Source organism: Mycobacterium decipiens, from assembly GCF_963853665.1.
Taxonomy (GTDB): domain Bacteria; phylum Actinomycetota; class Actinomycetes; order Mycobacteriales; family Mycobacteriaceae; genus Mycobacterium; species Mycobacterium decipiens.
In genome coordinates this window covers 3,013,418-3,027,478 of sequence record NZ_OY970459.1, presented here as the reverse complement: position 1 = coordinate 3,027,478, position 14,061 = coordinate 3,013,418, and the positions used below count along the sequence as shown (strand labels likewise).

Genomic DNA, 14,061 nt, shown 5'->3' with positions numbered 1-14,061 from the left:
GCAATAATCGCAGCCGTGGATGACACGGGCGCTGGTCCGGTGGTAATTTTCGGCGGCCGCAGCGAGATCGGTACCGAACTCGCGCGGCGCCTGGCTCCGGGGATGACAGCAATACTGGCGGCGCGGAACGCCGATCGGCTCAACGAGCAAGTCGCCGCCCTCCGCGCCGCCGGCGCAACTCAAGTGCACACTCGGGAGTTCGACGCCGACGATCTGGCCTCCCACGGCCCGTTGGTCGCCTCGATCGTCAAAGAGCACGGCCCGATCGGCACCGCGGTGCTGGCCTTCGGGATACTCGGCGATCAGGCCCGCGCCGAGGCAGACGCGCAGCATGCGGTGGCCATCGTCCATACCGACTACGTCGCCCAGGTCAGCCTGCTCACCCAGCTGGCCGCCACGATGCGCACGGCCGGCCGGGGCAAATTGGTGGTGTTCTCCTCGGTGGCCGGGATTCGGGTGCGCCGAGCCAACTACGTGTACGGATCGGCCAAAGCCGGCCTGGACGGCTTCGCCAGCGGACTGGCCGATGCGTTGCACGGCACCGGGGTGCGGTTGCTGATCGCGCGGCCGGGATTCGTCATCGGACGGATGACGGCTGGCATGACGCCCGCTCCGCTGTCCAGCACCGCGGCGCAGGTCGCCGCGGCGACCGCACGCGCGTTGGCCAGGGGGCGGCGCACAGTGTGGATCCCGTGGGCGCTGCGGCCGATGTTCTTCGTATTGCGACTGCTGCCCCAGGTCGTCTGGCGCAGGATGCCGCGATGATCATCGTGGTCGGGATCGGCGCCGACGGCGTGGCGGGCCTCTCTGAGCGGTCTCGCTACGAATTGCGCAGGGCCACAGTAGTTTACGGTTCAAAGAGACAGCTTGACCTGCTCGACGACACGATGACCGCCGAACGCCGGGAGTGGCCGTCACCGATGCTGCCCGCGGTGCAAAGCCTGCCCGCCGGCCGAGACGACATCCACGTAGTTGCCAGCGGCGACCCGCTGCTGCACGGTATCGGCGGCACCCTCATCCGAATATTCGGCACTGAACAGGTAACCGTGTTGCCGCACGTCTCGGCGGTAACGCTGGCGTGCGCGCGGATGGGCTGGAACGTCCACGACACCGAGGTGATCAGCCTGGTCACCGCGACGCCGAAAACCGCGGTGCGGCGCGGCGGCCAGGCCATCGTGCTGTCCAGCGACCATTCCACCCCGCAGGCGCTCGCGGTGCTTCTCAACGCGCACGGCCGCGGCGACTCCGAGTTCAGCGTGCTCGAACAGCTCGGCGGTCCAACCGAACGCCGCCGCGACGGCACCGCGCGGGAATGGGCCACCGGAGCACATCCCGACGTCGACGATCTCAACGTGATCGCCGTCCGCTACCTGCCCGACGTGCGCACGTCCTGGGCGCCCGACGAGGCGTTCGTCCACGACGGGCAGATCACCAAACACCGGATCCGCGCGGCGACCTTGGCGGCGCTGGCACCACGGCCCGGGCAGCGGTTATGGGACGTCGGCGCGGGCTCAGGCGCGATCGCGGTCGAGTGGTGCCGATGCTGGCCGGGCTGCACCGCGGTGGCGTTCGAACGCGACGAACGGCGCCGCCTCAACATCGGGCGCAATGCCACTGCGTTCGGGGTCAGCATCGACGTGCGCGGCAAAGCGCCCGACACGTTCGACGACGCCGCGCTGCCATCGGTGATCTTCCTCGGTGGCGGCGTGACTCAGCCCGGCCTGCTCGACGCCTGCCTGGACAACCTGCCCGTCGGCGGAAACCTGGTCGCCAATGCGGTCACTATCGAAGCGGAAGTTGCTCTGGCGCAAGCTCATTCGCGCCTCGGCGGCGAGCTTCGACGATTCCAGCACTACCGCGGCGAACCGCTGGGCGGCTTCACCGGTTGGCGCCCACAGCTGCCGGTCACTCAATGGGCGGTGACCAAGCGGTGACGGTCTATTTCATCGGCGCGGGCCCCGGCGCCGCCGACCTGATCACCGTCCGCGGCCAGCAACTCCTGCAACGATGCCCGGTGTGCCTGTATGCGGGTTCGATCATGCCCGACGATCTGCTGGCGCATTGTCCGCCCGACGCCAAGATCGTCGACACCGGTCCGCTTACCCTCGACCAGATCGTCGCCGAACTCGCCGACGCCCACGCCGCCGGCCGCGACGTCGCCCGGCTGCACTCGGGCGACCCGTCGCTGTACAGTGCGCTGGCCGAACAGTGCCGCCGACTCGACGCGCTGGGAATCGGCTACGAAATAGTGCCGGGCGTACCGGCTTTCGCCGCGGCCGCCGCCGCGCTGGGCCGTGAGCTCACCGTCCCGGGAGTGGCACAGACGGTGACGCTGACCCGGGTGGCGACCCTGTCCACACCGATGCCGCCCGGTGAGGACCTGGCCGCCCTCGCCCAGTCCGGCGCCACCCTCGTCTTGCACCTGGCCGCCGCCCAGATCGACGCGATCGTCCCGCAACTGCTGGACGGGGGCTACCGAGCCGAAACGCCGGCTGCGGTGGTGGCTTTCGCGAGCTGGCCACGGCAGACCGTGCTGCGCGGCTCGCTGGCCGATATCGCCGCGCGGATGCACCACGCGAATATCACCAAGACCGCCGTCATCGTCGTCGGCGACGTGCTGGCCGCCGAGGGCTTCACCGACAGCTACCTGTATTCGGTGGCACGGCGCGGCCGGGGCGCACATTGACACGGGTGCTGCTGCTCGGCGGCACGGCCGAGGGACGCGCGTTGGCCGGGCGGCTGCACGGACACGCCGACATTGTCAGTTCGCTGGCCGGCCGGGTGCCCAACCCCGCCCTGCCGATCGGAGCGGTACGCGTCGGCGGGTTCGGTGGAGTCGAGGGGCTGCGCGCCTGGCTGCAAGACGAACGCATCGACGCCGTCGTCGACGCCACCCACCCCTTCGCGGCAACCATTACTGCCCACGCCGCGCAAGTGTGCGGCGAACTCGAGCTGGCGCACCTGGTCCTGGCGCGCCCGCCGTGGGACCCCGGCACCGCCATCGTTGCGGCATCGAACGTCCAGGCGGCAGAAATCGTGGTCCGACAAAGCTATTCGCGAGTCTTCCTCACCACCGGGCGCTCGGGTATCGCAGCCTTCGCGCGCAGTGACGCGTGGTTTTTGATTCGCGCGGTCGCCGCGCCCGACGTCGCCGTACTGCCGCGTCGGCACCAGCTGATGCTGTCCCGCGGGCCGTATGCCTACGAAAACGAATTCGCGCTGCTGCGGGAACACCGCATCGACGCGCTGGTCACCAAGAACAGCGGCGGCGACATGACCCGGGCCAAGCTGGATGCCGCTGCCGCGCTGGGCGTTTCGGTGGTGATGGTGGCCCGCCCACCGCTGCCGGTTGGGGTGCGGGCCGTGGGCACCGTCGAGGAGGCCGTCGACTGGGTCGTCGGTCTCGGGTCCGGCTGACTTCGCTATCCGGTCAGGTCGTCGGGCTCGGCGTCGGCTAGCAGCGCATCGCGCGCTCGGGCGACCCGGGATCGGATGGTGCCTACCGGGCAGCCGCACACCGCCGCGGCGTCCGCGTAGGACAGCCCGAGTAGCTGTGTAAGCAGCAAAGCTTCCCGTTGCTCGGTGCTGAGGTCGGCGATCATTGCGGTTACCTCGACGAGGTCTTCGAATCCGCGGGCGTGGCGGACGCCGTCGAGCAGGTGTTCGGGTTGGGCACCGTGGGCGGTGCGGGGCCGCGACCGGACGTGGCGAATATGGTCGGCGACGACGTGGCGCGCGATGGCCAGCAACCAGGTTCGGGCGCTGGAGCGTGCGGAGAACCGCGGGATGGCGCCGATGGCCCGTAGGAATGTCTCTTGGGTGAGGTCGTCCGCGCTGCCCACGTCGGACAGGTAGGCGACAAATCGCCACACGTCTTGCTGCGTGTCTTTGATAAACGCCTCAAGCGCCCGCGCGTTCCCCTTTGCGGCCGACAAGGCGAGTGCGGTCAGGGCCTCGTCCTCGCACACCGCAGTCATGGGCATAGACCTTAGACGGCCGGGCGCAGTCAGTCTACGACCCGTCGTCGTAGAACCGCGGTGTGATCGCGCCGGCGCCACCGTACGGGCGATCACGCTATGCGGGCGACTCCGTAAGATACTGCGGCATGCGGAACAGGGAGGGCACCGGCTTTGGCCGGCGTGAGCTGCTGGTGGCGATGGCAATGCTGGTTCCGGTGGCCGGCTGTGCGCATCGTGCCAGCGGCGATCATCCCGCGCCGGCAACCTTGCCGCAAAGAGCGGATTTGGCGGATCGCTTTGCCGAACTCGAGCGCAGCTACCAGGCCCGACTCGGGGTGTATGTGCCCGCGACCGACACGACCGCCGCGATCGCATACCGCGCCGATGAGCGGTTCGCATTCTGTTCCACATTCAAGGCGCCGCTCGTCGCGGCGGTGCTGCACCAGAATCCGCTCTCGCATCTGGACACGCTGATCACCTACACCAGTGCCGACATCCGGTCGACGTCGCCGATAGCCCAACAGCACGTTCAGACCGGCATGACGATCGGGCAGCTTTGCGATGCGGCGATCCGCTACAGCGACGGCACCGCCGCCAATCTCTTGCTGGCCGATCTGGGCGGGACCGCGGCATTCACCGGCTACCTGCGCAGCCTGGGCGACACCGTGAGTCGTTTGGACCAGGACGAACCGGAACTGAACCGCGATCCGCCCGGGGACGAGCGCGATACCACGACCCCGCATGCGATCGCCCTTGATTTTCAGCAGCTTGTTCTAGGCGACGCGTTGCCACCCGACAAGCGGGCACTGCTCACCGATTGGATGGCGCGCAACACCACCGGCACCAAGCGCATCAGGGCGGGATTTCCCGCCGATTGGAAAGTGATAGACAAGACCGGATCGGGTGACTACGGACGAGCTAACGACGTCGCAGTCGTGTGGTCGCCCACTGGCGCGGCGCACGTCGTGGCGATCATGTCCGATCGTGCCGGCCTCGGGTATGAGGCCGAACCCAGTCAGGAGCTGGTCGCCGACGCGGCGAAATGCGTTGCCGGGGTGCTTGCGTAGGCCCCCGGGACCGAAGGTGGGCTAGCTTGGGCGGTAACCGAAGGAGGCGACGCTGAAGTGACCGACGATCCGCGCGCCGATATCGTGTCCCGCCAGTACCACCGGTGGTTATACCCGCACCCCATAGCGGATCTCGAGGCATGGACCTCGGCGAACTGGGAATGGTTCGACCCGGTGCACTCCCACCGGATCCTATGGCCGGACCGCGAATATCAACCTGATCTTGATATTTTGATCGCCGGTTGCGGCACCAACCAGGCGGCAATTTTTGCGTTCACCAACCGCGCGGCGAAAGTGGTGGCGATCGATATCAGTCAGCCGGCACTGGACCATCAGCAATATCTGAAAGACAAGCATCAGCTGGCGAACCTCGAGTTGCATCTGCTTCCCATCGAAGAGCTTTCGACGCTGGGACTCGACTTCGACCTCGTCGTATCGACCGGTGTCTTGCATCACATGGCGAATCCACGGGAGGGCATGAAAGCACTGGCCAACTGCCTGCGGTCCGATGGCGTCGTAGCGACGATGCTCTACGGGAAGTACGGCCGAATCGGCGTCGAACTGCTGGACACGGTCTTTCGTGACCTGGGATTGGGTCAGGACGATGCATCGATCAAAATGGCCAAGGAAGCGATCTCGCTGCTACCGACGTATCACCCGGTCCGGAACTATCTCACGAAAGCTCGTGATCTACTTTCCGATAGCGCCCTGGTCGATACGTTTCTGCACGGGCGCCACCGCAGTTACACCGTCGAGGAATGCGTCGACCTTGTCACCTCCGCCGGACTGGTATTTCAGGGATGGTTCCACAAAACGCCGTACTACCCGCACGACTTTTTCGTCCCGAACAGCGAGTTTTACGCGGCGGTGAACGCGTTGCCCGAGGTCAAGGTCTGGTCCGTGATGGAACGTCTGGAGACCTTGAACGCCACCCATCTATTTATGGCGTGCCATCCCGACCGACCCAAAGAGCAGTACACAATCGACTTTTCGGCGGCTGACTCCCTCGATTACGTGCCGTTGCTGCGCACGCGCTGCGGTGTCTCCAGCACAGACATCTATTGGCCGGGTTGGCGCATGGCGCCCAGCCCCGCCCAGCTGGCCTTTCTGCAGCACGTTGACGGCCGCCGCACGATCCGCGAGATCGCGCAGCGGGTGGCGCGCAGCGGCGAATCTCCGCACGCGAACGCGGGGAACCTGGAGGAATTCGGCCGCACGCTGATTCAGTCGTTGTGGCGGCTCGACTTTGTCGCGGTTGCCTTGAACGCGAGCCCATCCAGCTAGGGGTAGCGGCGCGGGGTGAACACCCGATCGCCTGCGTCGACCGAATACCACTGGGTCCGCGAGGATCCCACGATCAACAAGCAGCGCATGTCGATATCGGTGGGGTTCAGGTCGGCCAACCGAACCACGCGGACGTCTTCGTCGGGCCCGGCCACCGGCCCGGAAACACTGCGGCCGATCACCACCGGCGTGCCGGGTTCGCGGTGGGCCAGCAGCAGCTCGCGCATCGCCGCGACCTGCCAGGTTCGTGCCTTGGACGCCGGGTTGTAGATGGCCAGCACCAGGTCCGCGGCGGCGGCCGCGGCAAGACGCGCGGCGATCACCTCCCACGGCTTGAGCCGGTCGGACAGCGAGATCACCGCATAGTCGTGGCCGAGCGGAGCACCGACCCGGCTGGCGACGGCTTGGGCGGCCGTCATCGCCGGAATCACCCGGATCTGTACACCCGGCCACTGTTCGGCTTCCTCCAGAACGGCGGTGGCCATCGCGAAGACCCCCGGATCGCCCGACGACACCACCGCCACCGCGTGCCCCCGGTCGGCCAGGGAGCAGGCCAGCCGGGCCCGGGCGGGTTCGTCGGTGTTGTCGCTGGGGTGGCGCCGCTGGCCATTGCGGAGTCCGACGCGGTCCAGGTAGCGGCGATAGCCGATCAGATCGGTCGCCCTGGCCAGCTCACGTCGGCTCTGTGCGGTCATCCAGTCGGTGCCGCCCGGCCCGAGGCCCACCACCGCGACGGTGCCGGGAACCGATTCCCGGCGGCGCCCACCGGGCAGCATCGCCAGCGAGAAATACGGCACGCCGGTCTCGTCGACATCGGCGGCGGGCAGGACTCGTTGGTCGGGGGTGCTGGCCCGTTCCACGTAGAACGCGTCGTCAAGCTGGCCGGAGGCCGAAAGTGCTTCCCGCACATTGTGATACGAACGGCCCAGCTTGAGCACCACGGCTGCGTCGGCATCGGCGAGCCGGCGGGTCAGTTCGGCGACCGGCAACGTGCCCGGCAACACCGAAAGCACCTCATCGCCCGCCACCAGCGGTGTGGTGATCGCCGCCGACGCGGCGCTCACCGACGTCACTCCCGGCACAATCACCGCGTTGAACCGATGGGTCAGCCGGGTGTGCAAATGCATGTAGGAGCTGTAAAACAGTGGGTCGCCCTCGGCGAGCAGCGCGACGTTGCGCCCGGCATCCAGATGCGTGGCGATGCGCTCGGTGGCTTGCGCGTAGAAATCCTCGATCGCACCGGCGTAGCCGCCGGGATGATCGGTCGTCTCGGTGGTCACCGGATACACCAGGTGCTCTTCGAGCTGGCCGGGCCGCAGATACGGTTCGGCGATACCGCGGGCGATGCTGTGACCATGGCGGGCGCTGTGATAGGCCACCACATCGGCCGCCGCGATCACTCGGGCGGCCTTGATGGTCACCAACTCCGGATCACCGGGACCCAGCCCGACTCCCCATAGCGTGCCGCGGGCTGTCATTCGCGCTCGGTCGCGATCGCATTGACGGCGGCGGCGGCCATGGCGCTACCGCCGCGACGGCCCGCCACCACCAGATAGGACATCCCGCGCGGGCGGTCGATGAGCTCCTGCTTGGACTGCGCCGAGCCGACGAAGCCGACCGGACCGCCCAGCACCGCGGCCGGCGCCGCAACCCCCTCGTCGATCAGTTCGAGCAGCCGAAACAGCGCGGTGGGCGCGTTGCCGATGGCCACTACCGCGCCGGCCAGCCGGGCGGCCCACAGGTCCATAGCGGCCGCCGAGCGGGTGGTACACCGGCGGACGGCCAGCTCGGCCGCACGCGGATCGGCAACCAGCGACACGACCTCGTTGTCGGCGGGCAGCCGCGCGATCGTGATTCCGGCGGCCACCATCGACGAATCGCACAACACCGGGGCGCCGTCGGCCAGCGCGGCGCCGGCCCGCGCGACGACGTCTTCGGTGTAGGCCACGTGCTCGGCCACGTCGACCTGTCCGCAGGTGTGGATCAACCGGACCACCACCCGCGCGACGTCGGCGGGGAACCGCGTCAGATCGGCTTCGGCACGGATGGCCGCGAACGACTGCCGGTAGATCTCGGCCGCGTCACGCAGATAGTCGAGCACCCGCTCACCCTACGGCCGGAATTGTCGGTATCCACTGCCGGTGGCGACCAGCACCGCACCGGCCAGGGGGCTGCCGCAAGCCCGTTCGCAGCCGACGAAGTGACGGTGCGCGTCGGAATCCGCGGCCAGCGATCTTGCGGCGTCCGCCCGCACGTCGGCGGCCGAGTGCGTGCAGCCCGGGCTGCCGGTGCAGGCGCTGATGTTCAACCAGGGGGACTTCTCGTCGAACACCAGGCCCAACGGCGCCAGCACCCGCAGCGCGGTATCGGCCACCGCTTCGTCGAGGTCGCAGATCAGCACCGATCGCCACGGCGTGACGACCAGCGGGGCCTCGATCGCCCCCAGGTACTGCGCGACGCGTGCGGGCAGCACTCCCAGCGGCGGCGCGGCGCCGAGGGTGACACGGCCGTCTTCTTGTGCGATCCAGCCCACTGGTGGCTTGGTGACGGGTGGAAAGGCGATACCGAGCTCGACGCCGGGTAGCAGTTCGCCGATATCGGTTAATTCCGTTACTCGCCAGGACTTTCCGCGGATCTCGACGAACCGCAACGCCACCCCGATGAGGGTTTCGGTGACATCGGCCACCTTCACGCCCGTGTCGCGTCCGGTCAGCAGGAGTCGGGGTCCGTTGGGGAACACGTGCACGCCGACATCGGCACCCAGGCCGGACACGTCAGCTCGGCCGTCGTCGAAACTGAACCAGAACCGGCCGCCCAGCGCCGCCAGCCTTGGCTCGGCGCGGATTGCCGCGTCGAGCTCACCAACCCACGCCCGCACGTCGGCGTTCCCGCCGACCCGGCCAGACAGCGGCGACGCGACGATATTGCGCACCCGTTCATGGGTCGCCGACGGCAGCAGCCCCGCGGCGCCAATCGCCTCGGCCACGGCGGCCACGTCGGTGATCCCACGCAGCTGGATATTGCCGCGGGACGTCAACTCCAACGTTGCCGAGCCGAACTGGTTCGACAGGCCGGCCAGCGTCGCCAGCTGGGCGGCGGTGACCATCCCGCCGGGCAACCGGATCCGGGCCAGCGCCCCGTCGGCGGCCTGATGCACCTGCAGCGCGCCCGGGCAGGCGTCGGTGTCGCGGGTCCTGGCCACCCGGTCCACGGTAACGGCGTTCGACTAGCAGAGGCAGTGGTTGGTCGCGTTCGGCGACGCAACCGGCAGCGACTGGTGTTGCGAGCGAATAATCGTTGGACGCCATGACGCGCCGGCCGGCAAAATCAGCGCCGTGCTCCAAGAGGAGATCTGGGATGCAGATGCGGCCGAAAGCTATGACACGTTCGGCGCCGGAATGTTCGCCCCCGAGGTACTGGGGCCGACGGTCGACCGCCTCGTCGAACTCGCGGCTGGCGGCCGGGCGCTGGAGTTTGCGATCGGAACCGGCCGGGTGGCCATCCCGCTGGCCGAGCGTGGTGTGTCCGTCACCGGCATCGAGTTGTCCCACGCGATGATCGCCCGGCTCCGCGAGAAGGCCGATGAGGCGGCTCTCCCCGTCGTCACCGGCAATATGGCCACCGCCCTCGCCCCGGGCGAATTTGCCCTCGTCTACCTGGTCTACAACACGATCTCCAACCTGCTTGCCCAAGCCGAACAGGTCGCCTGTTTCCGCAACGCGGCGCGCCACCTCACCCCCGGCGGCCGGTTCGTGATCGAACTGTGGGTGCCCGAATTGCGCACGCTCCCACCAGGACAGCAGGCGACGGTGTTCCGGTCCGAGCCCGGCTATATCGGCTTGGACACCTATGACGTCCTGCGCCAGTGGGTTGTCTCGCACCACTTTCACTTCGGCGAGGACAAACAGGCCCGACTGCTCCGTAGTCCGCACCGCTATATCTGGCCAGCTGAGCTTGACCTGATGGCTCAACTTGCCGGATTCGAGCTAGAGAGCAGGCACGCGGACTGGTCGGGTGCGGCGTTTACCGCGGAGTCCCGTTCGCACGTGTCCGTCTATCGACTTCCTACCGCGGGTTAGCCGTCGTCGGCCAATCCGGTCGTCGGCGCGTGCGGTACGAATGGGGGGTGGCCGAGCCAACCATCCTGCTGCTGTCGACATCCGACACCGACCTGATCAGCGCCCGTTCTAGTGGCAAGAACTATCGATGGGCCAACCCGTCGCGGCTGTCTGATTTGGAACTGGCCGACCTGCTGGACGGCGCGTCGATCGTGGTGGTGCGCATTCTCGGTGGTTACCGCGCCTGGCGGAACGGCATCGACACCGTGCTCGCCAGGGCCGTACCGACGGTGCTGGTCAGCGGCGAGCAGGCGGCCGACGCCGAGTTGACCGGCCTGTCCACGGTGGCCGTCGGCATCGCGGTTCAGGCCCACATCTATCTGGCCCACGGCGGCGTGGACAACCTACGCCAGCTGTACGCGTTCCTGTCCGACACCGTGCTGATGACCGGCTACGGGTTCACTGCGCCGGTGGTGACCCCGACCTGGGGGGTGCTGACGCGCGCCGCGACCGAATCCGACGGTCCGACCATCGCGGTGCTCTACTACCGCGCCCAGCATCTGGCCGGCAACACCGGCTATGTCGAGGCGCTGTGCCGCGCGATCGACGACGCCGGCGGACGCCCGCTGCCGGTGTACTGCGCCTCGCTGCGCACCGCCGAACCCGAGCTGCTGGAACGCCTCACCGAAGCCGATGCCATGGTAGTCACCGTCCTGGCCGCCGGGGGAGTCAAGCCGGCCACCGCTTCAGCCGGTGGCAACGATGACAGCTGGAACGTCGAACACCTGGCGGCCCTGGACATCCCGATCTTGCAGGGCCTGTGTTTGACCAGCCCGCGCGACCAGTGGTGCGCCAATGACGACGGCCTGTCCCCGCTCGATGTGGCCAGCCAGGTTGCGGTGCCCGAGTTCGACGGCCGCATCATCACAGTTCCGTTCTCGTTCAAGGAGATTGACGAAGACGGGCTGATCTCCTATGTAGCCGACGCCGAGCGCTGCGCTCGGGTCGCCGGCCTGGCGATCCGGCACGCACGGTTGCGACGCGTCGCCCCCGCCAACAAGCGGGTGGCCCTGGTGTTCTCCGCCTACCCGACCAAACATGCCCGGATTGGCAACGCGGTCGGCCTGGACACTCCGGCCAGCGCCATCGCCCTGCTGCGGGCGATGCGTGCGCACGGCTACCAGGTCGGCGATTTGCCCGGTGTGGACTCCGACGACGGTGACGCCCTTATCCACGCGCTGATCGACCGTGGCGGCCAAGACCCCGACTGGCTCACCGAAGGGCAGCTGGCCGGCCATCCAATCCGGGTGTCCGCCAAGGACTATCGGGACTGGTTCGCCACCCAGCCGGCCGAACTGACCGACGCTGTTGAGGCGCACTGGGGCCCGCCGCCGGGGGAGCTGTTCGTCGACCGCAGCAACGATCCGGACGGTGAAATCGTCATCGCCGCAATGCAAGCGGGCAACGTCGTGCTGATGGTTCAGCCGCCACGGGGCTTCGGGGAGAACCCCGTCGCGATCTACCATGACCCGGACCTGCCGCCCAGCCACCACTACCTGGCCGCCTACCGGTGGCTGGATGCCGGCCTTCCAGCGGGCTTCGGAGCCCACGCGATCGTGCATCTGGGCAAGCACGGCAACCTGGAGTGGTTGCCAGGAAAGACGCTCGGCATGTCGGCGGCGTGCGGACCCGACGCCGCGCTGGGCAACCTGCCGCTGATCTACCCGTTCCTGGTCAACGACCCCGGCGAGGGCACCCAGGCCAAAAGACGAGCGCACGCGGTGCTGGTCGATCACCTCATCCCGCCGATGGCGCGCGCCGAAACCTACGGCGACATCGCGCGCTTGGAACAGCTGCTCGACGAGCATGCCACCGTTGCCGCGTTGGACCCCGCAAAGCTGCCCGCCATCCGCCAGCAGATCTGGACGCTGCTGCGGGCCGCCAAGATGGACCATGACCTGGGTCTGACCGAACGGCCCGAGGACGACTCGTTCGACGACTTGCTGCTGCACGTCGACGGGTGGCTGTGCGAGATCAAGGACGTCCAGATCCGCGACGGGCTGCACATCCTCGGTCAAAAGCCCACGGGGGAAGCCGAACTCGATTTGGTGCTGGCCATCCTGCGGGCCAGGCAGCTGTTCGCCGGCGAGCATGCTCTCCCCGGGCTACGGCAGGCGCTGGGCCTGGCCGAAGACGGCACCGACGAACGCACGACCGTTGACCAGACCGAGGCCAAAGCCCGCGAGCTGGTTGCGGCGCTGCAGGCGGGCGACTGGGATCCCGCCGCCGCCGACCGGCTCACCGACAACGCCGACGTCGCGGCGGTGCTGCGGTTCGCGGCCACCGAGGTGGTGCCGCGCCTCGCCGGCACCGCGTCGGAAATCGGCCAGGTCTTACGGGCCCTCGATGGCCGATTCATCCCCGCCGGACCGTCGGGATCACCGCTACGTGGCCTGGTCAACGTGCTGCCCACCGGGCGCAACTTCTACTCCGTGGACCCCAAGGCGGTACCGTCGCGGCTGGCGTGGGAAGCCGGCGTGGCACTGGCCGATTCGCTACTGACCCGCTACCGCGACGACCACGGGCAGTGGCCGCGATCGGTTGGGTTGTCAGTGTGGGGCACCTCAGCGATGCGCACCGCCGGCGACGATATCGCCGAAGTGCTTGCGCTGCTGGGTGTTCGGCCGAACTGGGACGACGCGTCGCGGCGGGTCGTCGGCCTGACGCCGATTCCGCTGCCCGAGCTAGGTCGGCCGCGGATCGACGTGACCGTTCGGATCTCCGGGTTTTTTCGCGACGCGTTCCCGCACGTCGTGACGATGCTCGACGACGCGGTGCGGTTGGTCGCCGACCTCGACGAGCCCGTCGACGACAACTATGTGCGCGCGCACGCCCAGGCCGACCTGGCCCAACACGGCGACCAACGGCGCTCCACAACAAGGATTTTCGGTTCCAAGCCAGGCACCTATGGCGCCGGGCTGCTACAGCTGATCGACAGCCGCAACTGGCGTGACGACGCCGACCTCGCTGCGGTGTACACCGCTTGGGGCGGATTCGCCTACGGACGTGACCTGGACGGCCGCGACGCCGTTGACGACATGAATCGCCAGTACCGGCGCATCGCGGTGGCCGCCAAGAACACCGATACCCGCGAACACGACATCGCCGACTCCGACGACTACTTCCAATATCACGGCGGCATGGTGGCCGCCGTGCGGGCGTTGACCGGCCAAGCACCGGCGGCCTACATCGGCGACAACACCAGACCCGACGCGATCCGCACCCGCACGCTATCGGAAGAAACCACGCGGGTGTTTCGCGCCCGCGTGGTCAATCCCCGGTGGATGGCTGCTATGCGCCGGCACGGCTACAAGGGCGCATTCGAAATGGCGGCCACCGTCGACTACCTGTTCGGCTATGACGCCACCGCCGGGGTGATGGCCGACTGGATGTACGAACAACTCACGCAGCGTTACGTGCTGGATCCGCAGAACCGCAAGTTCATGACCGAGTCGAACCCGTGGGCGCTACACGGGATGGCCGAACGACTACTTGAGGCGGCCAGTCGCGGCATGTGGGCCGACCCGCAACCGGACACCCTCGACGCGCTGCGCCAGGCGCTGTTGGAAGCCGAGGGCGACATCGAGAGTTAGTTGCCGAGCAGACGCAGAGTCGCACGCGAAAGGCCCTTCG

At 68.0% G+C, this 14,061-nt stretch carries 12 protein-coding genes; 8 read left to right on the top strand and 4 right to left on the bottom strand.

Going from position 1 to position 14,061, the window contains the following annotated elements:
• The first annotated feature begins 15 nt into the window (after positions 1-15).
• From AADZ55_RS13210 to AADZ55_RS13195, 4 genes are read left to right on the top strand one after another with little or no spacing between them, the layout of a single operon-like run.
• Positions 16-765, top strand: a complete 750-nt coding sequence (locus AADZ55_RS13210) for an SDR family NAD(P)-dependent oxidoreductase (protein ID WP_085326408.1) — start codon at positions 16-18, stop codon at positions 763-765.
• The gene (gene cbiE, locus AADZ55_RS13205) at positions 762-1,934 is read left to right on the top strand and encodes a precorrin-6y C5,15-methyltransferase (decarboxylating) subunit CbiE (RefSeq protein ID WP_085326409.1); all 1,173 of its coding nucleotides are present in this window, start codon (positions 762-764) and stop codon (positions 1,932-1,934) included. The genes AADZ55_RS13210 and cbiE overlap by 4 nt, the downstream gene beginning before the upstream one ends.
• Positions 1,931-2,686 (top strand): precorrin-4 C(11)-methyltransferase, encoded by a 756-nt coding sequence (gene cobM / locus AADZ55_RS13200; protein WP_085326410.1) that lies wholly within the window; start codon positions 1,931-1,933, stop codon positions 2,684-2,686. Before cbiE ends, cobM begins: the two co-directional genes overlap by 4 nt.
• Entirely contained in the window at positions 2,683-3,417 is a 735-nt protein-coding gene (locus tag AADZ55_RS13195) for a cobalt-precorrin-6A reductase (RefSeq protein WP_085326411.1), read from the top strand. Before cobM ends, AADZ55_RS13195 begins: the two co-directional genes overlap by 4 nt.
• Positions 3,418-3,422: 5 nt before the next feature.
• On the opposite strand, the gene sigC is transcribed toward AADZ55_RS13195, so the two are convergent.
• Positions 3,423-3,977 (bottom strand): RNA polymerase sigma factor SigC, encoded by a 555-nt coding sequence (gene sigC, locus AADZ55_RS13190; protein ID WP_085326412.1) that lies wholly within the window; start codon positions 3,975-3,977, stop codon positions 3,423-3,425.
• A 128-nt stretch (positions 3,978-4,105) separates the two neighbouring features.
• On the opposite strand from sigC, the gene bla reads away from it, so the two are divergent.
• Together bla and AADZ55_RS13180 are read left to right on the top strand one after the other, a co-directional pair.
• The gene (gene bla, locus AADZ55_RS13185) at positions 4,106-5,026 is read left to right on the top strand and encodes a class A beta-lactamase (protein ID WP_085326413.1); all 921 of its coding nucleotides are present in this window, start codon (positions 4,106-4,108) and stop codon (positions 5,024-5,026) included.
• 57 nt (positions 5,027-5,083) lie between these two features.
• Complete coding sequence (locus tag AADZ55_RS13180) at positions 5,084-6,310, top strand: class I SAM-dependent methyltransferase (protein WP_085326414.1); 1,227 nt, start codon at positions 5,084-5,086, stop codon at positions 6,308-6,310.
• Here AADZ55_RS13180 and AADZ55_RS13175 read toward each other — a convergent pair.
• From AADZ55_RS13175 to cobG, 3 genes are read right to left on the bottom strand one after another with little or no spacing between them, the layout of a single operon-like run.
• Complete coding sequence (locus AADZ55_RS13175) at positions 6,307-7,788, bottom strand: precorrin-2 C(20)-methyltransferase (RefSeq protein WP_085326415.1); 1,482 nt, start codon at positions 7,786-7,788, stop codon at positions 6,307-6,309. The genes AADZ55_RS13180 and AADZ55_RS13175 overlap by 4 nt on opposite strands.
• Complete coding sequence (locus AADZ55_RS13170; protein ID WP_085326416.1) at positions 7,785-8,411, bottom strand: precorrin-8X methylmutase; 627 nt, start codon at positions 8,409-8,411, stop codon at positions 7,785-7,787. Before AADZ55_RS13170 ends, AADZ55_RS13175 begins: the two co-directional genes overlap by 4 nt.
• Positions 8,412-8,420: 9 nt before the next feature.
• The gene (gene cobG / locus AADZ55_RS13165; RefSeq protein WP_085326434.1) at positions 8,421-9,512 is read right to left on the bottom strand and encodes a precorrin-3B synthase; all 1,092 of its coding nucleotides are present in this window, start codon (positions 9,510-9,512) and stop codon (positions 8,421-8,423) included.
• A 133-nt stretch (positions 9,513-9,645) separates the two neighbouring features.
• On the opposite strand from cobG, the gene AADZ55_RS13160 reads away from it, so the two are divergent.
• Positions 9,646-10,389 carry a class I SAM-dependent methyltransferase gene (locus AADZ55_RS13160; protein WP_085326435.1) on the top strand — a complete coding sequence of 248 codons (744 nt, stop codon included), beginning with the start codon at positions 9,646-9,648 and terminating at the stop codon, positions 10,387-10,389.
• A gap of 47 nt (positions 10,390-10,436) precedes the next feature.
• Positions 10,437-14,021: a cobaltochelatase subunit CobN gene (gene cobN / locus AADZ55_RS13155; RefSeq protein ID WP_085326436.1), complete on the top strand. Its 3,585-nt coding sequence runs from the start codon at positions 10,437-10,439 to the stop codon at positions 14,019-14,021.
• Positions 14,022-14,061: the final 40 nt, after the last annotated feature.

What these genes read in the sequence shown, in the direction of transcription:
- cbiE (WP_085326409.1), top strand. Translation starts at nt 762, where the DNA reads ATGATCATCGTGGTCGGGATCGGCGCCGACGGCGTGGCGGGCCTCTCT.
- sigC (WP_085326412.1), bottom strand. Translation starts at nt 3,977, where the DNA reads ATGACTGCGGTGTGCGAGGACGAGGCCCTGACCGCACTCGCCTTGTCG.
- bla (WP_085326413.1), top strand. Translation starts at nt 4,106, where the DNA reads ATGCGGAACAGGGAGGGCACCGGCTTTGGCCGGCGTGAGCTGCTGGTG.
- AADZ55_RS13175 (WP_085326415.1), bottom strand. Translation starts at nt 7,788, where the DNA reads ATGACAGCCCGCGGCACGCTATGGGGAGTCGGGCTGGGTCCCGGTGAT.